This is a genomic window from Marimonas arenosa (genome assembly GCF_030848945.1).
GTDB lineage: Bacteria > Pseudomonadota > Alphaproteobacteria > Rhodobacterales > Rhodobacteraceae > Marimonas > Marimonas arenosa.
On record NZ_JANHAX010000001.1, the window covers coordinates 523617 to 544042 of the forward strand.

Here is a 20426-nt window from a genome sequence, read left to right on the forward strand (position 1 = left end):
CTTTTCCGGCTTTTCCGCGTGACGAATCCCGGTAAGTTCCGAGCATGCTGATCCGCCTGCGCCACTTTCTGACTCATCACTGGCATGGCCGTGTAGCGCTACTGCCCACTCTGCTGATTACCCTGCTCGGCCTGCGCCTCGTCCTGTCCTGGTCCAGCCGGTTGAAACCGCCTGACTGGCCGCTCGCGGTTTTCGTCCTGCTCACGGCGCTCAGCATGCTTTTACTGGTCTGGCAGGTGGTCGGCAGCCTGCGCGCCATCCGGCGCAGCGAAGGTGGTGGCTTGGCGCTGACCACCGGTGGCGCCGCGCTGGTCGTCGCGGTGATCCTGTTCCTCTCAGCCGAACTCGACGGCTATGCCTCGCGCGCCGCCGATGCCGCCGGTCTGCCGCCCGTGATGCCGCTGCCGGTCCGCGACGGCACTCTCGAGCTCACGGGTCCGCTCGATTGGCCGCTCTATGCCCGGTTCTGCACCACGCTCCATCGCCACCCGGACCTCGACAGGGTCGCGCTGACCAGCGACGGCGGACTGGTGCCCGTGGCCCGGGCCATGGCCGCACGGATCACCGAGACCGGGCTCGACACCCGCGCCACCGGGCTCTGTGCTTCGGCCTGTACGCTGGTGTTCATGGCCGGCACGACCCGCAGCCTCGGGCCCGAAGGCGAACTGGGCTTCCACGGCTACGCCCTGCGCCGCACCGACCCTTTACAGACCACAGCCGAGGAAGAGGCCCGTGACCGTGCCTGGCTTGTCGCCCGCGGCGTCGATCCGGGTTTCGTCACCCGCGCCTTCGCCACCGGCCCCGACAGGCTGTGGCGTCCCGATACCGCGACGCTGCGCGAGGCCGGCGTGCTGCGCGACGCGCTGCCCGATCGGGATCCCGGCTCAGACGGCCCCGAGTGCGGTCCGATCCCTGATCAGGCTGCCAGCCCCTGAACCGCGCCCGAACTGTCGGTCAGCGGTCGCCGCAGCGACAGCAGCCGGCGCGCCTCGTCCGCCTTGCCCTGTCGGATCAGCGCGTGCAGCAACGTGTACTCCAGCAGATCTCGCTGCGCCCGGCTGCCGCCCAGCCGGGCGTGATCGGCCATCACCGGGATCAGTTCCGCCTCCGCCCCCGCCCAGTCCTGCACCGCAATCGCCCGAAAGGCACGCGCGCAGGGGGCCACCTGATCGGCAGCGGGCCCCTTCGCCCCCTCGACGATCCGCATCAGAGGTTCATCCTGACCGGCCATCGCATGCGCCAGCGCAGCATGGATATCGGCAAAACCCAGCCCCGGTCTGGGAAAGGCGCCAGCCGCATAGTCCGACAACTGCACCCACCGCTCGGGCGCGATCTCGACGCCGGTCAGCCCCGCCCGGTAATAAAGCGAGGCGAGGTCAGTGAGAATGTTCAGCGCCGGACTCTGCGAGCGTTCGGGCTGCAGATCGCGGTCGACGATCTGCCACATCCGCGCATCATCGCCGGACAGGACCGACCAAAGCGCGCAATGCCACGAGTTGTGGCAATGCATCATGCCGCTGCGGTCATACCCGGTCATCCAGTCGCTGAGATAGGCGAGCCCGTCCCCCGTCTGGCCAGCCTCGTAATAGAGATGCGCCCGGATATGGCTGCCATGCGCCGACCGCGGTCGCAGGGCCAGCGCTGTCTCGATCGAGCTTTCCGCCGGTCCCAGTTGCCCGGCCTCCATCTGCGCGAAGGCCAGTTGGCCCAGAAACCAGCCGTCCTGCCCATAGGCCGGCGCCAGCATCTCGGCCAGCGCCAGGTGCTCGGCCTCGCGCCCCGGCTGGCCGGAAAACCCGATCAATGAGAACACCCCGAGACAGCTCTGCGCCACCAGGGCATCGCGCGGAAACTCCAGCAGATGCGCCCGCACCGCGGTGTACCCCTCGCGAACGCGGCTGTTGATCAGGTGATCGAATATTTCGAGATGAGCCAGCGCCTGTCCGGTCAACCCCGCGCCCTTTGCCATCGCCTCGGCCATCAGCGCCTTGGCTTCTCCCATCCGGGCATAGACCTGCGCATTGCGCGCCTTTGCGGCATAAGCCAGCGCAAACTCCGGGTCTGCGGCGATGGCCCGGTCGAAGGCGTCATCGACCCCCGCCAGCGCTTCGAGATAGGCGGTCAGCCCCTCGACATAAGCGTCGCGCGCCGCCGGGCTCTGGGTGTGGAGCGGGTTGTCGTACTGATCGGTGAGCATCGCAGTTTCTCCCTGCATCGGGTAGCATGATGGCCCACCCTACGGACGAAACGCGGTTTCGCAAAGCGAGGTGCACCCGGCAGGGCACGACGAGCGTTCAGAGCTGTCCGAGCTTTTTCAGCCGCGCGTCCCTGAGCCGCGCGAAATCCTCGCCGGCGTGATAGCTCGACCGCGTCAACGGCGTCGCCGACACCATCAGGAAACCCTTACCATAGGCGGCTTTCTCATAAGCCTTGAACTCATCGGGATGCACGAAGCGATCCACCGCGTGATGTTTCGGCGTCGGTTGCAGATATTGCCCGATGGTCAGGAAATCGACATCCGCCGCGCGCATGTCGTCCATGACCTGCCGCACCGACTGGCCGTCTTCGCCCAGCCCCACCATGATGCCCGACTTGGTGAACATCGCCGGGTCCAGCTCCTTGACCCGCTGCAACAGCCGAAGCGAATGGAAATACCGCGCCCCCGGCCGCACGCTGGGATAAAGCCCCGGCACGGTTTCTAGGTTGTGGTTGAAGACGTCCGGTCTTGCTTCAACAACGACCTCCAAGACTTTGTTATCGCACTTCAAAAAATCCGGCGTCAGGATCTCGATGGTGGTTTCGGGGCTCTGATGCCGCACCGCGCGGATGGTCTGGGCAAAATGCTCCGCCCCGCCATCCTCGAGATCATCGCGGTCAACACTGGTGATCACTACGTGGGACAGCCCCAAAGTCTTCACCGCGTGCGCCACCCGCCCCGGCTCGAAGGCATCCAGCGCATCCGGCCGACCGGTGGCCACGTTGCAGAAGCTGCAGCCGCGGGTGCAGATCTCGCCCATGATCATCATCGTGGCATGGCCCTGGCTCCAGCACTCGCCCGCGTTCGGGCAGCCGGCCTCCTCGCAGACCGTGACCAGCTTGTTTTCCCGCATGATCCGGTGGGTTTCGGCATAGCCCTTGCCGCTCGGGGCTTTCACCCGGATCCACGCAGGTTTTTTCGGCTGCGTCTTGTCGGGGCGGTGGGCTTTCTCCGGATGGCGGCTTTCAGGCAGTTTCAGGTCGCGCATGCGTTTCAGGATCCTTTTACGTCCGGCCCCTTATATAGGCCCCTGCGCCCCACTGTCACGGTCAAAGCCGATTGGCCGCTATGCACAGGTGACATGACACGCGTGCCCGATTTGGGCGTTTTTCTTGCCATTGGACGCTGGCTCGGGCAGGCAGGACCCGGGCCGGGGCAAATTGCAGACAGGAACGCCGGAATGGATTGGGAAAAACACCGCCGCGAAGTCCACGCGCTGGGCCGCACCCAGGAATTCCTGAAACAGATCACCTATGGCGGCAATGACGGCATCGTCACCACCTTCGCCATCGTCGCCGGGTTCGCCGGCGCCGCGGCCGAGGGTCTGGCCCAGATCGGGCCGCTCGCGGTGCTGGTTTTCGGCCTGGCCAACCTCTTTGCCGATGCGGTCAGCATGGGATTGGGCGAGTTCCTCTCGACCCGGTCGGCGCATGACCTGTTTCACTCCCGGCGGGCTGGCGAGCTGCGCGAGATTGCCAACAACCCGGCACAGGAACGCGCCGAGTTGATCTTGATCCTGCGCGACCGTGGCCTGCCGGCGCCGGATGCCGAGGCCGCGGCAGAGATCATCGCCCGCAACCCGGCAATGATGGCCGATCTGATGATGACCTACGAGTTCGGCATGATGCACCCTTCGGGAGACAATCCCGCCGTCAACGGCCTCGTCACCTTTCTCAGCTTCGTTGCCTTCGGCACAGTGCCGCTGGTGCCTTATTTCCTGTTGCCGGCTGCCGATCCGGCAACCTTCCAACTGTCGCTCGTCGCAACCGGCGCGGCGCTGGTGGCGCTCGGAGTGCTGCGCTGGAACGCCACCGGCGAACGCCCCGCCCGCTGCATCGGTGAAACCGTCAGCGTCGGCGCGATTTGCGCAGCGGTGGCCTTCGTGGTCGGCTGGATCGTTGGCGGCTGAACCTGCCGCAACCCTAGCCGATCAGCCCGGCGCCGGCGCCCAACCCGTCGTAATGCCGCTTCAACCGCTGCAGCGCGATCCGCAACACGATCTTGCCTGACCGCGCGCTCCAGCCCATGCGCTTTTCGGTCGATTCCAGCCCTTCGAGATAGCAGCAGCAGCGTAACGCCACGTCTCCGAGTCCGGGCCCGAGGTCAAGCAACGCCGCTGCCACACGGTCGCGCGCCGCCTTCGACCCGCCCAGCGCGTCACCCGGGCCGAACCCCTCGTCCACCCCGCCAGTTAAGAACCGCTCCCAATTCTGACCGGTGCGCGGCCCCATCTGCGCCAGTTCGAAATCCTCGCGTAACCGTTCACCTGCCGCCACCAGGTCAGGGTTCAGGAATGGCTGTCCGTCCCGGTCCTTGCGCCGCGCCAACGCGGTCAGGGGCGATTCTCCGAAATGATACCGCGGCCGGATCTTGCCCTTGCCGCCGGTGTCCGGCGCTTCTTCAAGCCCGCCATGCTGGGCCAGAAACGGGGCCTGCGCCTCGGCAAAGCCCTGCGCGGCGTTCTCCGCTTCGGCCAGCATTCGGCTCACCGCAGCGCGGCCAACCTGGGTGATGCGATAGCGCGCGATGCGGCCGGGCTGGGCACAGGCAATCCAGTCCTTCAGCGCCAGCGCCTGCGCCACAGCCCGGTCGACCACCGCCGTGCGCGTCGTCTGGCCATTGGCGTCGTCGCGCACCACCACCGCCTTGTCCATTTCCGAGGCTACCGCCAGCACCGCGCCCGGCTCGGTCAGCCGCCGCAACACACGGCGGGCCTCGCGCTCCAGCGTTTCGTCGTCAGGAGAGTCGCCATCCGCTCCGTGCTCGGGTCCGGGCCCGCCTTGCCGTTCACTCATGTCGTCTGGCTCCTTCTTGTTTCCCGGCAGGTCGGTTGCGCGGATCAACCGCCCCAGCCGCCGTAGCGCTTCATCGATCAGAAAATCGTCTCGCAAATTCTCGAACCGGCGCACCTGGCGCAGAACGGTTGACGGATGACAGGTCGCTCGCCGCGCCAGCGCGCGGATCGAGACGCCGCGCTCCGTATGCACGAGATACCGCCAGACCGGCGCGGGAACCCAGCCGGGCAAACCCGGTGCCACGCCTTCAAACAGCCCCACCTGACCCATTCGGCCGCTTGTCGCCTCCTTTGTTATCCACAGGTTTATCCACAGATTCTCTGCAACCTAAACGTGTAATCGTTACCCCAAGGTTAATATTCGCGGACCCCGGCAGAATGGTTTCGAAAAAATAAACAAACCTGAACGCAGCGTTCGCTTTCGCCCCTGCGGACGCAACACCCGCCCGTCCCGTGGCATTGCTCGCCTCGACCGCAACCGCCACGACCGAGAGGTGACGACATGACCGACCTTATCACGATGCTCGACCGGCTCCGCCGCCCACGCCTGCTGATCCAGGCTGCCCGCGCCGGCTGCGACGATTATCGCCGTGACACGCATCTGCGCCGGCTGCTCGGTCCCGGCCGAGTACCGAAAAGCGGCGAAGCGCTGATTCGCCTGATCGAAATCGAAGACATGCTCAACGGCCAGCGTCGCAGCGGCGACGCCGGTTATTCACTGGTCACGCATGTCGATGTCCTGATCGCAATGATGGGCGAAGCGCGGCTGGCGCGCGCCGTCAGCCGGCCCGCGCCCTGATCGTCCACGACTTCAGAGAAAGGCGTCGGGTTCAGCCGCTTTCTTGCCGGTAACATACTCCTCCAGCGCCCCGGCGATACCAGGATCGAGCAGCGGCTGCTGATAGGTTGCCAGCATTTTTTCGACCTTGGCCGCCGCCAGCGCCTGGGTATCGCGCGCGCCTTCTTCCTCCCAGGTCTCGAACGGCTTGTAGTCAAGCAGGTCCGATTTCCAGAACGCCGTCTTGAAATGCGCCTGGGTATGGGCGCAGCCGAGATAGTGCCCGCCGGGGCCGACCTCGCGGATCGCGTCCATCGCCTGCGCATCATCGCTGACGCTGATCCCCTCGGCCAACCGGTGCAGGACACCCAGCTGATCCGCATCCATGACGAATTTTTCGAAGCTCGCCACCAGACCACCTTCCAGCCAGCCGCAGGCGTGCAGCATGAAGTTGACGCCGCTCAGCAGCCCCATGTTCAGGCTGTTGGCGGTCTCGTAAGCCGCCTGCGCATCGGGCAGCTTCGAGCCGCAGAACGACCCGGCCGAGCGGAACGGCAGCCCCAGCCGCCGCGCCAGCTGACCGGCACCATAGGTCACCAGCGACGCTTCCGGGGTGCCGAAGGTGGGCGCACCCGAATTCATGTCGATCGAGCTGACGAAGGCGCCCATGATCACCGGCGCGCCGGGCCGCACCAGCTGCGAATAGGCGATCCCGGCCAGCACCTCGGCCAACACCTGGGTCAGCGTGCCGGCGACAGAAACCGGCGCCATCGCACCGCCGACGATGAAGGGCGAAATGATGCAGGCCTGGTTCGCCGCGGCATAGACCTCCAGCGCGCCCATCATCACATCATCGAAGGTCAGCGGCGAGTTGATGTTGATCAGCGAGGTCATCACCGTGTTCTGCTGAACGAATTCCCTGCCGAACAGAATCTCACACATCTCGACGCTGTCGCGGGCGCGGGAGGGGTCGGTGACCGAGCCCATGAACGGCTTGTCGCTCAGCGTCATATGGGCATGCAGCATGTCGAGATGGCGCTTGTTCACCGCCACGTCGGTCGGCTCGCACACCGTGCCGCCGGAATGGTGCAGCCATTTCGACATGTAGCCTAGTTTCACGAACTTGCGGAAATCCTCCATCGTGGCATAGCGGCGCCCGCCGGCGGCGTCGCGCACGAACGGCGGGCCGTAGACCGGCGCCAGCACCAGGTTGCGCCCACCGATCTCGACCGAGCGCTCCGGGTTGCGGGCATGCTGGGTGAAACGCGAGGGCGCCGTCGCACACAGCTGACGCGCCAGCCCGCGCGGGATATGCACCCGCTCACCGCGAACATCGGCCCCGGCCTGTTTCCACCGCTCCAGCGCGCCCGGGTTGTTGACGAAACCGACCCCGATTTCTTCCAGAACGGTGTCGGCATTCTGCTCGATGATCTCCATCGCCTCCGCGTTCATTACCTCGAGATCGGGAATGTTGCGGGTGATGAAGCGGGCCGTCTCAAAGGAAACCGCCCCGCGCTCGGCGCGTCGCGCCGCGCCTCCCCCCGACCTTGCCCGTCGCCGTGTCGTCGTTTCACTCATCGCTGGACCAACCCCTTAGTCGCTGTTGCTGGTGGACACCTGACTTCGTTCTAGGCCAAGCCGCCGGCGCAGCTTGCGCGTTTTGCGGCCTCCGGGGGGAAAAACCGACATCTTGCGCCGCGCAGCCATGTCGGGGGATGCCGTGCGCCTGTTGCCCACCTGCCGCAGTCCCTGCCCCCGCTGTGCATAAGCCCGGTTTACATTTGGTTATTTGTATCTAAGAATTTTTTCACTTTGGCCCCAAGCCCGCGCAAACCAATCGGCGGGGCCCGCATGTGGGGTTCCGGCCCCTTCGGAGGAGACAGTATGAATACCTATCAAAAGCCCTTTCTCGGTGCATCTCTCGCCGCCGGTCTTGCGCTCGCCGCCGCACCGGCCATGGCGACCACCGGCTACTTCTCGAACGGCACCAGCGTCCAGTCCAAGGGGATGGCGGGCGCAGGCGTGTCGATCGGGACCGGCGTTATGGGCGCGGCGAGCAACCCCGCCTTCGGACTGAAATATCCCAACCAGGTGGATGCCTGTCTGGCGGCGTTCATGCCGTCGCGCTCGGTCACCATCACCGGTTTCGGCACGTTCCAGAGCGACAACGAGTTCTTCCCGGTGCCCTGCATCGGCGGCAACTTCCAGCTCGGCAATGGCAGCACGCTGGGCGTTCTGGTCTACGGCAACGGCGGCATGAACACCGACTACCCGATCAACTTCTTCGGCGGCGTCGGCCCGCTCGGCGTGAATCTCGAACAGCTGTTCGTTCAGGTCAACTACGCCACCGAGGTCGGCAACGGCGTCACGCTGGGCTTCGCCCCGATCGTCGCCGCGCAGCGCTTCTCAGCCACCGGGCTTCAGGCCTTCGACGCGCCCGGATTCACCACCGCAGTCGGATCGGTCACCGATAACGGCGATGACTGGTCGGTCGGTTTCGGCGCCCAGATCGGTGTGCTGATCGAAGCCAGCCCGAACCTGACCTTCGGCGCCTCGGTCCGTTCCAAGATCAAGATGGACCCGTTCGAAAGTTACGCTGGCCTCTTCGCCGATGCCGGTGATTTCGACATCCCGGCGAGCGCCACGATCGGCATGACCTTCATGCCGCCGTCGAACTCGGCCCTGAAGATCACCGCCGAATGGCAGCGTATCTTCTATTCCGGCGTCGGCGCGATCGGCAATTCCTCGACCACGCCGCTGCCGCTCGGCTCGCCCGGCGGCCCGGGCTTCGGCTGGAAGGACATGGACGTGTTCCGTCTCGCCGCGGAATACGAGGTCAACTCGCAGTGGACGGTGCGTGGCGGTGTCTCGTACAACACCGAATTCGCCGCCCCGATCGAAGCCACCTTCAACGCGCTCGCCCCGGCAACGCCGCAGCTGCACGCCTCGATCGGCGGCACCTACCGGATCAACAACCGGCGCGAAATCCACATGTCCTACACCCATGCCTTCGACAACGACCTCTCGGGGCCGTTCCTGTTCGCTCCCACCACGATCTCCGAGCAGATGAGCCAGCACGAGATCGCTGTCGGCATGACCTGGAAATGGTAAGCGTCTGAACCGGACCTGATCCAATTGTGCGCGGCCCTTTCGGGCCGCGCTCTTTTTTGTCTCGTCTTCGGCCATCCGGCCTCATCCTCAGGGCCTCCGGCGGGGATATTTGCGGTCAGATGAAGCAACGGCGCTTGCGCCGGTTGCGGCCTTGTCATAATCCCGGGCCATGAGCACACATGACCGCCTTCTGATCATCGACTTCGGCTCTCAGGTGACCCAGCTGATCGCCCGGCGCCTGCGCGAGCTGAACGTCTACTGCGAAATCCACCCCTACCAGAACGTCACCGACGCCTTCCTCGCGGATTTCGCGCCCAAGGCGGTGATCTTCTCGGGCGGCCCCGACAGTGTCACCCGCGACGGGTCTCCGCGCCCGCCGCAAAGCGTCTACACCATGGGCGTGCCGATCCTTGGCATCTGCTACGGTCAGCAGGTGATGATGCAGGATCTTGGCGGCCGCGTCGAAGGCGGCAAGATCTCGGGCGGCGGCGGCACCGCCGAGTTCGGCCGTGCTTATGTCGAACCCAAGGGCCGGCACGACGACCTGCTGTTCGGCTGGTTCCTCGACGGACGCGAGCAGGTCTGGATGAGCCACGGCGATCACGTCAGCAAACTCGCACCGGGCTTCGAGGTCTACGGCACCTCGCCCAACGCGCCCTTCGCCATCACCGGCAATCCGGCGCGGCATTTCTACGCCGTGCAGTTCCACCCCGAGGTGCACCACACCCCGAACGGAAAGACGCTTTACGAAAATTTTGTCCGCCTCGCCGGGTTCACCGGCGACTGGACCATGGGCGCCTACCGCGAAGAAGCGATCCAGAAGATCCGCGATCAGGTCGGCAACGCCCACGTGATCTGTGGCCTCTCCGGCGGTGTCGACAGCTCGGTCACCGCAATCCTGCTGCACGAGGCGATCGGCGATCAGCTCACCTGTGTCTTCGTCGACCACGGCCTGCTGCGCCAGAACGAGGCCGAAGAAGTGGTCAGCATGTTTCGCGACCACTACAACATCAAGCTGATCCACGCTGACGAGCGCGAGCTGTTCCTGGGTGAGCTTGACGGCGTAACCGACCCGGAGGTCAAAAGAAAAACCATCGGCCGCCTGTTCATCGACGTGTTCCAGAATTATGCCAACCAGATCGAGGATGCCGAGTTCCTCGCCCAGGGCACCCTCTACCCGGACGTGATCGAAAGCGTGTCCTTTTCCGGCGGCCCCTCGGTCACCATCAAGTCGCACCACAATGTCGGCGGCCTGCCCGAAAAGATGGGCCTAAAGCTGGTCGAACCCCTGCGCGAGCTGTTCAAGGACGAGGTCCGCGCTTTGGGCCACGAACTGGGCCTGCCGGCGTCGTTCATCGGCCGCCATCCCTTCCCTGGCCCCGGCCTCGCCATCCGCTGCCCGGGCGAGATCACAAGGGAAAAGCTGGAGATCCTGCGCCAGGCCGATGCCGTCTATATCGACCAGATCCGCCGCCACGGGCTTTATGACGAGATCTGGCAGGCCTTCGTCGCCATCCTGCCGGTGCGTACCGTCGGCGTCATGGGCGACGGCCGCACCTACGACTATGCCTGTGCGCTGCGCGCGGTGACATCGGTCGACGGCATGACCGCCGACTACTATCCCTTCTCCCACGACTTCCTCGGCGAAACCGCCACCCGCATCATCAACGAGGTGCAGGGCATCAACCGGGTGACCTACGACATCACCTCGAAACCCCCTGGCACCATCGAGTGGGAATGATCCCTTGGCCCGGTCGCAGGACCCGATAGACCGCAGGTCGCTCGACGCTTTCGGACCCGACAAGCGCGCCTTTCTCCTCGACCAGCGTGATCACGGCACGGTCTGCTTCATCCACGTCAACAAATGCGGCGGCTCCAGCATAGAGGCCGCGCTCGGGATCCCGAAAATCCACGACACCGCGCAGCAGCGCATCGCCAAGATCGGCCGCCCGGCCTGGGACCGGATCTGGAGCTTCGCCACCACCCGCCACCCCTATGCCCGGGTCTGCTCGCTCTATCAGTTCCGCTTGAAACGCAACATATCGGATATCGCCAGCGACGGCATCGGGCTCGAAGAATGGGTCCGCCGCGCCATCGGCGACAAGGAGCCGCGGTTCTACAACATTCCCCTGATGTTCGCCCCCTGCACCGCTTGGCTCACCGGTGATCACGGCGACATCCTGGTCGACGCGGTTTTCGACATTTCCGAGATCGCCCGCCACTGGCCCGAGATCGCGCGGCGCGCCGGTGTCACCTCCCGGCTCGATTGGCACAATACCACCGGCCGCTACGATGCCGGCTCGGCCGCGACCGAACTCGGTCTTGCTGCGCGCCGCCTCGTCGACACCCATTTCGCCGCGGATTTCGAGCGCTTCGGCTATCGCCCCGCCTGAGGGCGACGCTGCCTGTGATCAAGTCTGACGACCAGCCTTGCGGGACTTCGCGATTTCCTCGGATACCGACCGCGCCAGCACCCGCAGCTGGTCTTCGGAAAAGACGTAACTGCCGCCGGCCGAACCGGCATCTGCCGGCGGCTCCAGCCGGATCGCTTCGCCCGCGGGCAGCCGCCGGTTGATGCGAGCGATGGCGTCACGGTTCCGCTCGATCAGCAGGTTGCAGGTTTCGGAATCGAGTGGAGGCCGCTCGCCCCGGATCTCGGGCAGCGCATTGCACAGCGCATCCGAGATAAACCGCGCCGTCGGAAAGGCCGCATATTCATTGAACAGCCGCTGCAACGCCAGTTCGGCGCGGGTCAGCGAGCGATTGACTGCCCCATCGACCCGTTGCGCCTGGTCAAGCAACCGCGCCGCCTCGGCCCCAAGGATGCGATGGGCAAAATCCATTTCGATCGGCCCGTCGAGCCGGCTGTAGTTCGTCAGTTCCAGCGCGATCCCGGCTTCCTCCAGCCGGTCGATCACGCGCGCCAGGACGCGGAAGATCTTGTGCCGCTCGGCATAGGCCCGCGGGCTGTCGGTGCCGCGCCCGCGCTTGATCAGCTGACCATAGGCCGACAGAAAATGATCGAACAGGTCGCGGGTATAGCAGATGATCTTCACCTGCCCGCCGATCCCGGCCAGCCGCTCAAGGAACTCCGGCCGGTTCACCACATCGCGGCAAAACTTTTCCGACGAGAACAACACCATCCCGGCCGGCCGCTGCTCCAACCGATAGAAACTGTCATAGTTGCCGCTGGTGATCCTGCCTTCCCGCGCCGCGGCGAACGAGTCGTGCCAGGGATACTCGATGCCAAAGGCGCGCAGCAGCTCGGCATTCAGCGCCAGGAAGGACTGGATCGCCGAACTGCCGGTCTTGCCGTGTCCGATGTGAACGATCGTCTGCGCCATGCCCCGCTCCACGCTGCCGCTGCGCGACCCATGCTAGTCCGGACGGGGCCGGTGTCCAGCCTCGTGTCCGGCACCGTACACCACGTTAATGTGCCCGCTTACCGACTCCTTGCGCCACCGCGCGCCAGACAAGGTGCCAGCCAGCCCGCCAGCCGGGCTGCCATACCGGCGTTTTTCACCGTGCGGTGCCATTAACCCCGTTTTTTGAGCGATCGAAGATCCAGAATGCCGGGCCTCTCCCGAGGGTCCTCGCCGGCGGCGAACAGCTTGTGCTTCACCACTTTCTGGGTACCGGTCACCGGCAGCGCGTCGACGAAAAGGATCCAGCCGGGAACCTTGAAATAAGACAGCTTTTCAGCTGCTTGCCGGACGATGCTCTGCCCGGTTTCACAATCTGCCGGGACCCCGTCCGCCAGCACGATGCAGGCCAGCACCTCCTCCTCGCGGATCTCGTCCAGCGCCGCCACGCACGCCACGTTGACCACCCGGTCATCACTCAACAGTACATTCTCCACCTCGGCCGCCGCGATGTTTTCGCCAGCCCTGCGAATAATGTTCTTCTTGCGGTCGATGAAATAGAGAATGTCGTCCTCGTCCATCACCACCGTATCGCCAGTATGAAACCAGCCGCCGGCCCAGGCTTCCTCCGTGGCCTCGGGCTTGTTGAGATACCCGGCGAAGAACCCCCGGCGCGGGGTTGCCGCGGAATGCCTCAGCACCATTTCGCCCGGTGTGCCCGGCGGCACCTCGCGGCCGGCATCGTCCCACACCTGCACCTCCAGCGCCCCCGGATCGCCATCCGCCCGGCCGAAAGCCCGGGTGTCGGGCTGGCGCGGTTCCCGCCACATCACGATCACCCGGCACATCTCGGTCATGCCCCACAGCTCGATCAGCGGGATGCCGAAATGCTCCTCGAAGGCGACATGCAGCGCCGGTTCCACCCCGGCCCCGATCCCCGCCCGCAGATCACCCAACTGTTCCGGCCCTGCCGTCCGGTCGGCCATCAACACCGAGATCACCACGCCGAGGTAGTGGAAAATCGTGGCCCGCGTCTCCCGAATGTCGCGCCACCAGGTCGTGGCGCTGAACCGCTCGGGTTGAATCAGCGCTGCCCCGGACATCATCACGCCAAGAAAGGTAACCACGCCCGCATTGATATGAAAGGCAGGTAACGGATTGAAAACCCGATCCTTTTCACCGAGCGACACCGGCGGCCCTATGCGCGGATAGGCAGCACCCACCATCAGCTCATAGGCGTGGGTCAGAATACAGCCCTTGGGCCGGCCGGTGGTGCCCGAGGTGTAAAGCAAGCTGGCCTCGCTTTCGGGCCCGATCTTGCCGCCCGGAGCAGCAGTGGGCGCCGACGGCAGGTCTTCCAACATCGTCTCGAACCGGGCAAAGACAGCCCCGGTCCCCGCCTCGGCCAGCCCGGCCTGCATCAACTCCGCCCGCGGCGCATCGGCAATCGCCAGCACCGCGGCACTGTCCTGCAACAGATAGGCCAGTTCGCCGGCGCGGTAATCGGGGTTCACCGGCACGCAGGACAGTCCCAGCCGGTTCAACGCCAGCTTGACGATATAGTGCTCCGGGCCAGTGCCCAGCAGCACCGCCGCCCGCTGCCCCGGACCATAGCCGGCCCGATCCAGTGCAGCCGCATATTTCTCTACCTTTTCCATGACTTGCCGATAGGTCAACGCCAGTATTGGCGCTCCGTCCCGGCGCGGGGTGACCAGGAAGTCGTGCTCGGGCCAGCGCGCGGCCGCGGCGCGGAACACCTGGTCGATCACCTGGTCTTCGATCGCGATCATCGCCTCCTCCCTTCGCCATGGACAACGCCCGCAAATACCCTAGAGATAGGCGCATGATCAGCACAAGCCCCCAGGCCCGGCAATGAGCGCCGCCCCCCAGACTGCCCCGCTCCAGGCCGCCCTGTGGATGAGCGGAGCGATCCTGTCGTTTTCGTCAATGGCGGTGGCCGGGCGCGAGCTGTCATCGGATCTCGATACGTTCGAGATCATGATGTATCGCAGTTTCATCGGCATCGTGATCGTGCTTGGCGTCGCGACGTTCCGGGGCCGCCTGGGCGACATTCACGTTCGAAACCTGCGCCTCCACGGCACCCGGAATCTCGCTCATTTCGCCGGGCAGAACCTGTGGTTTTTCGCCGTCACCGTGATCCCGCTGGCACAGGTCTTCGCGCTGGAATTCACCTCACCCATCTGGGTGTTGTTGCTGTCGCCGCTGATCCTTGGGGAACGCCTCACCCCGGTGCGGGCGCTGGCGGCACTGATCGGCTTCGCCGGCATCCTGATCGTCGCGCGCCCCAACCCCGAGAGCCTCAGTATCGGCATCATCGCCGCTGCCACCTCCGCCATCTGTTTCGCTCTGACCACGCTGTTCACCAAGAAGCTGACCCGGACCGAGCCCGTGACCTCGATCCTGTTCTTCCTGACGGTGATGCAGGCCGTCTTCGGGCTGCTCTGTGCCGGATACGATTTCGATATTGCCGTGCCCGAGGTCTCTGCCCTGCCCTTCATTTTTGTCGTCGGGCTCGGTGGCCTGCTGGCGCATTTCTGCATCGCCAAGGCGCTGTCGCTGGCGCCGGCCACCGTGGTCATGCCGGTCGATTTCATCCGCCTGCCAGTGATCGCCGTGGTCGGCATGGCGCTATATGCCGAACCGCTCGACGCCTTCGTCTTCCTCGGCGCAGCCGTGATCTTTGCTGGCAACTACCTGAATATATGGACGGAGACCCGTTCGGCACGGGAACCCGCATGACCCGGGTCGCCGTTCCCCGCCGGTCACGCTAGATCCACGGCATGGCTCCACAAAAAACCCTTTCGCCGCTCGCCTGGACGTTGCTTCTGACCCTCGCTGCGATCTGGGGCGGCATCTTTCCCGCTGCCAAGGTCGTGCTGGTCGAGGTCGGCCCGGTCACCATCGTGGCCCAACGCACCTTCTGGGCAGCATTGATTCTGTGGGCGATTGTCGCCTGGCGCGGCCAGCCTCTGCCCGCCAAGCCCCGCGTCTGGATCGGTTTCGCCGTGATGGGACTGATCAATAACGTGCTTCCGTTCTCGCTGATCTTCTGGGGCCAACAGCATATCGAAGCCGGGCTGGCCGCAATCCTCAACGGCTCCACCGCGATTTTCGGCGTGCTCGTGGCGGCAATCTTCTTTGCCGACGAACGCTTCACCCGACGCAAGGCAGCGGGCGTCACGCTCGGGTTTCTCGGGGTCGCCACGGCGATGGGGCTCGAACATCTGCGCCAATTCGACCTGCGCTCACTCGCCCAGCTTGCCCTGCTGGGTGCCGCCATGAGCTACGCGTTGGCCGGGGTCTGGGCGCGCAAGATGCTACACGATGTGCCCTCCGATGTCTCTGCCGCCGGGATGCTCAGCTTTGCCGCGCTGTTCGCCTGGGCCGGGGCCTGGACGCTGGAAGGCCCGCCCAGCCTGAACTACAGCTTCATCACCCTTGCCCTTCTCACCTATATTGCCATCCCCGGCACGGCCATTGCCTTCATGCTGTACTATCGCGTGCTGGCATTGGCCGGGGCCGCGAACCTGCTCCTGGTCACGCTTCTGGTTGCCCCCTGCGCCATCGTGATCAGCAGCCTGAGCCTCGGCGAAAGCCTGCCGTTCCACGTCCTGGCCGGCTTTGGGCTGATCGCGGCCGGGCTCGCGGTGATCGATGGGCGGATCGTCAAGCGCTTAAAGATTTGACCGCGCGGCACCGCCGTTTTACCAAGCGACAAACGGTTTTCGAGGGCGCTCAATGCTTTACCCCACTGCAGATGACTGGCGCGCCGCGCCCAACAAGCGCGTTCTGCTGTTCGCCATGTCGGGGCTGGGTAAGACCCACGTCTCGAATATGCTGCGCGACAGCGGCGACTGGTACCACTATTCCATCGATTACCGCATCGGCACCCGGTACATGGGCGAATACATTTCCGACAACGCCAAGCGCGAAGCGCTGAAGAACCCGTTTCTGCGTGATCTCCTGTTGTCGGATTCGATCTACATCGGCTCGAACATCACCTTCGACAATCTCTCGCCGGTCTCCACCTATCTCGGTAAGCCGGGCGACCCGACCAAGGGTGGCCTGCCCTACGCCGAATATACCCGCCGCCAGGCCCAGTTCCGCGAGGCGGAAATCGCCGCGCTGCTCGACACCCCGCATTTCATCGACCGGGCCGAACACCTCTATGGCTATCCACATTTCGTCTGCGACACAGGCGGATCGATCTGCGAATGGGTCGATCCCGAGAATCCGGAAGACGCAATTCTGAAAACCCTTTCGCAGGCCACGCTGATGGTGTGGATCAGAGGCTCCGACACCCATACCGAAGAGCTGATCCGTCGCTTCGACCGCGCCCCGAAACCGATGGCCTATCAGCCCGAGTTTCTTGACGCGCAATGGCAGGCTTATCTGGCCGAAGCGGGCTGCCGTGCAGACGAGGTCGACCCGGACGCCTTCATTCGCTACACCTACGCTTCGGCACTTGCCCACCGCCAGCCGCGTTATGAAGCCATGGCCAGGAACTGGGGTGTCACGGTGACGGCCGAGGACGTGGCACAGGTCGGAACGGCAGCAGATTTCGAAGACATGATCGCAAAGGCCCTTGAGACGCGCTGAGCTTCCGCCCATCTAAACCCGAACCCCGTGAAAGAGGATTCCGGCCTATGCCCATCAAGCTTCCCTCCTCGCTTCCCGCCTTCGACGTGCTGACGCGCGAGGGCGTGCAGGTGATGGACGAGGACCAGGCCGCCCGGCAGGATATCCGGCCGCTCAGGATCGGGCTGCTCAACCTGATGCCCAAGAAGATCCAGACCGAGAACCAGTTCGCCCGGCTGATCGGCGCCACGCCCCTGCAGATCGAGCTCAGCCTGATCCGCATGACCGAGCACAAGACCCGCAACACCGCCGCCAAACACATGGCCGAGTTCTACCGCCCCTTCTCGGACGTGAAAGAAACCGGCGAAAAGTTCGACGGTCTCATCATCACCGGCGCTCCGATCGAGCATTTGCCCTATCAGGACGTGACCTATTGGGACGAAATCCGCGAGGTGTTCGATTGGACGCAGAGCAACGTGCATTCCACCTTCGGCGTCTGCTGGGGCGGCATGGCGATGCTCAACCATTTCTATGGGCTGCCCAAACACATGCTGCCACATAAGGCCTTCGGGTGTTTCCGTCATCAGAACATTTCGCCCGGCTCATCTTATCTGCGCGGCTTCTCGGATGATTTTGTCATTCCCGTAAGCCGCTGGACCGAAGTGCGCCAGGACGAGATCGACGACATCCCCGAGCTTTCCACCCTGCTGGGCAGCGAGGAGGTCGGTCCCTGCTTGCTCGAGGACCCCAAGCACCGGGCGCTCTATATCTTCAACCATTTCGAATATGACAGCGATACGCTCAAGCAGGAATACGACCGCGACGTCACGGCAGGATCCGAGATCATCCTGCCGATCAACTATTTCCCGGATGACGACCCAAGCCTGACGCCGCGCAACCGCTGGCGCAGCCACGCGCATCTGCTATACGGCAACTGGATTTCCGAGATTTACGAGACGACGCCCTACGACATCTCGAAAATCGGGATCGAAAGCACCGACCTGCGGGGCTGAGATGGCACTCGGCTGGGCATTGGCTGGTCTAGGCGCCGCCGGGGCGACAGGTGTTGTCCGGATGCGCGCGCGCCGGCACGAGGCCCGGGCCGAGGCCGCCTTCCCACCCGAGGGCGACGTGATCACGGTTGGCGGCCACCGCGTGCACGGGGTGGTGATGGGCGACAGCGGCCCGGATGTCATTCTGATCCATGGCGCATCGGGCAACGCCCGCGATTTCACCCATTCGCTCGCGCCCAAGCTGGCCGAGTCTTTCCGGGTTTTCGTATTCGATCGTCCCGGCCTTGGCTACACCGACAGGATCAATCGAACCGGCGCCTCGATCGTGCAACAGGCCGAGCTGCTGTCGGACGCCGCCGCCCAGCTCGGCGCGCGTAAACCCATCGTCCTTGGCCAGTCCTATGGCGGCGCGGTGGCACTGGCCTGGGCGGTTCACCGGCCGAACCAGGTCGCGGCGCTGGTCCTGCTCGCCGCTGCGTCCCAGCCATGGACCACCGGGCTCGGTTGGTACTACACTCTGCTGTCGCACCGGTTGCTCGGGCCTTTGATCATCCCGCTGCTTACCGCCTTCGTGAAAGACGCGCGGGTATCGCGCGAACTCGATGCGATCTTCGCGCCTCAGTCGCCGCCGCCGGGCTATGGCGACCATATCGGAGCCGGTCTGACCCTGCGCCGCGCCAGCCTGCGCGCCAACGCCTTGCAGCGCGCAAATCTTCTGGCCGAGATCACCACCCTCCAACAGCGCTATGCCGAGATATCGCTACCGGTCGAAAGCCTACACGGTACTGCCGACACCACCGTGGGCCTGCGCATCCATGCCGAGCCGCTGGCCGAACAGGTCGCAGGCAACCGCCTGAGCCGGCTGGAAGGGATCGGCCACATGCCACAACATGTCGCCCAGCCCGAGGTCGCGGCCGCCGTCCGTCGCGCAGCGCAACGCGCCGGGCTTTTGCCCACCGGCGAAATCCGTTAAGCCTTTTAACATCATTGTCCCCGGAAGGATGTCAGACATGAGCACCGAGTTACCCTTCGACGGCGCGATTGGCCGGTTTTTCGAAGACGATGCCCCCGATTCCATCCGCAACGCGATCCGCCGCGCCGAAAAAGGCGACATCCTCGACCCGAGCTATCCACATTCCGAACGCATGCCGCGCAAGGCCTATGAAAAGGACATGGCAAAGCTACAGATCGAACTGGTCAAACTTCAGGCCTGGGCCAAGCAAACCGGCGCCCGCATCGCCGTCGTGTTCGAAGGCCGCGATGCCGCCGGCAAGGGTGGCACGATCAAACGCTTTCGCGAAAATCTGAACCCGCGCGGCGCCCGTGTCGTGGCGCTGTCAAAGCCGACCGAAACCGAGGCCACCCAATGGTATTTCCAGCGCTACGTCGATCACCTTCCCGCCGGCGGCGAAATCGTGTTCTATGATCGCTCCTGGTACAATCGTGGCGTCGTCGAAAAGGTCTTCGGGTTCTGCACCGACGACCAGCGCGAACATTTCTTCGCCCAAGTGGGCGATTTCGAGCGCATGCTTGTCGACGAGGGCATTTTTCTCTTCAAGCTCTGGCTCAATGTCGGCCGAGCGGAGCAATTGAACCGTTTTCTCAAGCGCGAAAGCGACCCGCTGAAGCAGTGGAAACTCAGCTGGATCGATGTCGAGGGTCTGAAAAAATGGGACGACTACACCGCCGCCATCAGTGAGACCTTCGACCGCTCAGACAGCGATCACGCGCCTTGGACGGTGATCCGCTCGGATGACAAGCGGCGCGCCAGGTTGGCCGCAATCCGCACCGTTCTGAGCAGCATTCCTTATGCACGCAAGAATGAAAAAGCCATCGGTCAGATCGACGATACAATCTGCGGCGGCCCCGGCATCTGGGCCGCATGACATGCCCAAGCGCGGCTACCATCACGGAAACCTCAGACAGGCGCTGGTCGACGCCGCGCTGATGCTGATCGAAGCCAAAGGCCCGACCGGTTTCACCCTGTCTGAAGCTGCGAAACAAGCCGGCGTCACACCAGCCGCCGTCTATCGCCATTTCGAAGGCCGCGAAGATCTTATCGCCGAGGCCGCGCGGCAGGGATACGAGATATTCGCCGATGTGATGAAATATGCCTACGACAAAGGACAGCCTTCGGCGCTCGCCGCATTCGAGGCGACCGGCCGCGCTTATCTCGCCTTCGCCCGGAAATATCCTGGACATTATATCGCGATGTTCGAGAGCGGAATATCCGTTAACCGCACGCCGGATCTCGCCGCCGTCTCGGCGCGGGCCCGCGGTGTGCTGGAGAAGGCCGCAGCAGATCTTTCGGAGCACATCTCGCCGGACAAGCGCCCACCGGCAGCCATGTTCTCAGCCCATATCTGGGCGATGTCACATGGCGTGGTGGAACTGTTCGCGCGCACCGCTCCCGGATCGCAAAGCCCATTTTCCCCCGAAGACCTGCTCGAGACCGGCATCGGCATCTATTTGCGCGGACTGGGTTTGATCAAACCCGACGACTAGTTGTGGA

Annotated in this window: 19 protein-coding genes; 13 read left to right on the top strand and 6 right to left on the bottom strand. The window is 64.5% G+C overall.

Going from position 1 to position 20426, the window contains the following annotated elements; genetic code table 11:
• Positions 1–44 precede the first annotated feature (44 nt).
• Positions 45–935: a COG3904 family protein gene (locus NO357_RS02525; RefSeq protein WP_306734038.1), complete on the top strand. Its 891-nt coding sequence runs from the start codon at positions 45–47 to the stop codon at positions 933–935.
• Here NO357_RS02525 and NO357_RS02530 read toward each other — a convergent pair.
• Complete coding sequence (locus NO357_RS02530) at positions 917–2197, bottom strand: tetratricopeptide repeat protein (protein WP_306734039.1); 1281 nt, start codon at positions 2195–2197, stop codon at positions 917–919. The genes NO357_RS02525 and NO357_RS02530 overlap by 19 nt on opposite strands.
• Before the next feature lie 97 nt (positions 2198–2294).
• Entirely contained in the window at positions 2295–3245 is a 951-nt protein-coding gene (gene lipA / locus NO357_RS02535) for a lipoyl synthase (RefSeq protein ID WP_306734040.1), read from the bottom strand.
• 192 nt (positions 3246–3437) lie between these two features.
• Here lipA and NO357_RS02540 point away from each other — a divergent pair, with 192 nt between their 5' ends.
• Positions 3438–4166: a VIT1/CCC1 transporter family protein gene (locus tag NO357_RS02540; protein WP_306734041.1), complete on the top strand. Its 729-nt coding sequence runs from the start codon at positions 3438–3440 to the stop codon at positions 4164–4166.
• A gap of 13 nt (positions 4167–4179) precedes the next feature.
• On the opposite strand, the gene NO357_RS02545 is transcribed toward NO357_RS02540, so the two are convergent.
• Positions 4180–5322 carry a DUF6456 domain-containing protein gene (locus tag NO357_RS02545; protein ID WP_306734042.1) on the bottom strand — a complete coding sequence of 381 codons (1143 nt, stop codon included), beginning with the start codon at positions 5320–5322 and terminating at the stop codon, positions 4180–4182.
• Between the two features lie 231 nt (positions 5323–5553).
• On the opposite strand from NO357_RS02545, the gene NO357_RS02550 reads away from it, so the two are divergent.
• Positions 5554–5850 carry a DUF6477 family protein gene (locus NO357_RS02550; RefSeq protein ID WP_306734043.1) on the top strand — a complete coding sequence of 99 codons (297 nt, stop codon included), beginning with the start codon at positions 5554–5556 and terminating at the stop codon, positions 5848–5850.
• Positions 5851–5862: 12 nt separating this feature from the next.
• Here the strand turns inward: NO357_RS02550 and NO357_RS02555 are convergent, their stop codons facing one another.
• Positions 5863–7407 carry a trimethylamine methyltransferase family protein gene (locus NO357_RS02555; protein WP_306734044.1) on the bottom strand — a complete coding sequence of 515 codons (1545 nt, stop codon included), beginning with the start codon at positions 7405–7407 and terminating at the stop codon, positions 5863–5865.
• A 306-nt stretch (positions 7408–7713) separates the two neighbouring features.
• Here NO357_RS02555 and NO357_RS02560 point away from each other — a divergent pair, with 306 nt between their 5' ends.
• From NO357_RS02560 to NO357_RS02570, 3 genes are all read left to right on the top strand, one after another.
• Positions 7714–8940 (top strand): OmpP1/FadL family transporter, encoded by a 1227-nt coding sequence (locus NO357_RS02560; RefSeq protein ID WP_306734045.1) that lies wholly within the window; start codon positions 7714–7716, stop codon positions 8938–8940.
• 169 nt (positions 8941–9109) lie between these two features.
• Positions 9110–10681 (top strand): glutamine-hydrolyzing GMP synthase, encoded by a 1572-nt coding sequence (guaA, locus tag NO357_RS02565; RefSeq protein ID WP_306734046.1) that lies wholly within the window; start codon positions 9110–9112, stop codon positions 10679–10681.
• 4 nt (positions 10682–10685) lie between these two features.
• A complete protein-coding gene (locus NO357_RS02570) occupies positions 10686–11333 on the top strand; it encodes a sulfotransferase family 2 domain-containing protein (RefSeq protein WP_306734047.1) in 648 nt (215 codons plus the stop codon).
• Between the two features lie 18 nt (positions 11334–11351).
• On the opposite strand, the gene NO357_RS02575 is transcribed toward NO357_RS02570, so the two are convergent.
• Positions 11352–12284 (bottom strand): hypothetical protein, encoded by a 933-nt coding sequence (locus NO357_RS02575; protein WP_306734048.1) that lies wholly within the window; start codon positions 12282–12284, stop codon positions 11352–11354.
• 191 nt (positions 12285–12475) lie between these two features.
• On the bottom strand, positions 12476–14092 hold the full coding sequence (locus NO357_RS02580; RefSeq protein ID WP_306734049.1) for an AMP-binding protein: 1617 nt from the start codon (positions 14090–14092) through the stop codon (positions 12476–12478).
• Positions 14093–14174: 82 nt separating this feature from the next.
• On the opposite strand from NO357_RS02580, the gene NO357_RS02585 reads away from it, so the two are divergent.
• From NO357_RS02585 to NO357_RS02615, 7 genes are all read left to right on the top strand, one after another.
• A complete protein-coding gene (locus tag NO357_RS02585) occupies positions 14175–15062 on the top strand; it encodes a DMT family transporter (protein ID WP_306734050.1) in 888 nt (295 codons plus the stop codon).
• A 41-nt stretch (positions 15063–15103) separates the two neighbouring features.
• Positions 15104–16009: a DMT family transporter gene (locus NO357_RS02590; RefSeq protein WP_306734051.1), complete on the top strand. Its 906-nt coding sequence runs from the start codon at positions 15104–15106 to the stop codon at positions 16007–16009.
• 52 nt (positions 16010–16061) lie between these two features.
• Complete coding sequence (locus NO357_RS02595) at positions 16062–16922, top strand: ATPase (protein WP_306734052.1); 861 nt, start codon at positions 16062–16064, stop codon at positions 16920–16922.
• A gap of 47 nt (positions 16923–16969) precedes the next feature.
• Complete coding sequence (locus NO357_RS02600) at positions 16970–17914, top strand: homoserine O-succinyltransferase (protein WP_306734053.1); 945 nt, start codon at positions 16970–16972, stop codon at positions 17912–17914.
• Positions 17915–17975: 61 nt separating this feature from the next.
• The gene (locus NO357_RS02605; protein ID WP_306734054.1) at positions 17976–18887 is read left to right on the top strand and encodes an alpha/beta fold hydrolase; all 912 of its coding nucleotides are present in this window, start codon (positions 17976–17978) and stop codon (positions 18885–18887) included.
• A gap of 37 nt (positions 18888–18924) precedes the next feature.
• The gene (ppk2, locus tag NO357_RS02610; RefSeq protein ID WP_306734055.1) at positions 18925–19800 is read left to right on the top strand and encodes a polyphosphate kinase 2; all 876 of its coding nucleotides are present in this window, start codon (positions 18925–18927) and stop codon (positions 19798–19800) included.
• A gap of 1 nt (position 19801) precedes the next feature.
• Positions 19802–20419: a TetR/AcrR family transcriptional regulator gene (locus NO357_RS02615; RefSeq protein WP_306734056.1), complete on the top strand. Its 618-nt coding sequence runs from the start codon at positions 19802–19804 to the stop codon at positions 20417–20419.
• Positions 20420–20426 lie beyond the last annotated feature (7 nt).

Bases quoted from the DNA above. Each gene is read 5' to 3' on its own strand.
- NO357_RS02590 (WP_306734051.1), top strand. From the start codon at position 15,104: ATGGCTCCACAAAAAACCCTTTCGCCGCTCGCCTGGACGTTGCTTCTG.
- NO357_RS02575 (WP_306734048.1), bottom strand. From the start codon at position 12,284: ATGGCGCAGACGATCGTTCACATCGGACACGGCAAGACCGGCAGTTCG.
- NO357_RS02595 (WP_306734052.1), top strand. From the start codon at position 16,062: ATGCTTTACCCCACTGCAGATGACTGGCGCGCCGCGCCCAACAAGCGC.
- NO357_RS02605 (WP_306734054.1), top strand. From the start codon at position 17,976: ATGCGCGCGCGCCGGCACGAGGCCCGGGCCGAGGCCGCCTTCCCACCC.
- NO357_RS02560 (WP_306734045.1), top strand. From the start codon at position 7,714: ATGAATACCTATCAAAAGCCCTTTCTCGGTGCATCTCTCGCCGCCGGT.
- NO357_RS02545 (WP_306734042.1), bottom strand. From the start codon at position 5,322: ATGGGTCAGGTGGGGCTGTTTGAAGGCGTGGCACCGGGTTTGCCCGGC.
- NO357_RS02580 (WP_306734049.1), bottom strand. From the start codon at position 14,092: ATGATCGCGATCGAAGACCAGGTGATCGACCAGGTGTTCCGCGCCGCG.
- NO357_RS02550 (WP_306734043.1), top strand. From the start codon at position 5,554: ATGACCGACCTTATCACGATGCTCGACCGGCTCCGCCGCCCACGCCTG.
- NO357_RS02530 (WP_306734039.1), bottom strand. From the start codon at position 2,197: ATGCTCACCGATCAGTACGACAACCCGCTCCACACCCAGAGCCCGGCG.
- NO357_RS02600 (WP_306734053.1), top strand. From the start codon at position 16,970: ATGCCCATCAAGCTTCCCTCCTCGCTTCCCGCCTTCGACGTGCTGACG.
- NO357_RS02615 (WP_306734056.1), top strand. From the start codon at position 19,802: ATGCCCAAGCGCGGCTACCATCACGGAAACCTCAGACAGGCGCTGGTC.
- NO357_RS02555 (WP_306734044.1), bottom strand. From the start codon at position 7,407: ATGAGTGAAACGACGACACGGCGACGGGCAAGGTCGGGGGGAGGCGCG.
- guaA (WP_306734046.1), top strand. From the start codon at position 9,110: ATGAGCACACATGACCGCCTTCTGATCATCGACTTCGGCTCTCAGGTG.
- NO357_RS02525 (WP_306734038.1), top strand. From the start codon at position 45: ATGCTGATCCGCCTGCGCCACTTTCTGACTCATCACTGGCATGGCCGT.
- NO357_RS02585 (WP_306734050.1), top strand. From the start codon at position 14,175: ATGAGCGCCGCCCCCCAGACTGCCCCGCTCCAGGCCGCCCTGTGGATG.
- lipA (WP_306734040.1), bottom strand. From the start codon at position 3,245: ATGCGCGACCTGAAACTGCCTGAAAGCCGCCATCCGGAGAAAGCCCAC.
- ppk2 (WP_306734055.1), top strand. From the start codon at position 18,925: ATGAGCACCGAGTTACCCTTCGACGGCGCGATTGGCCGGTTTTTCGAA.
- NO357_RS02540 (WP_306734041.1), top strand. From the start codon at position 3,438: ATGGATTGGGAAAAACACCGCCGCGAAGTCCACGCGCTGGGCCGCACC.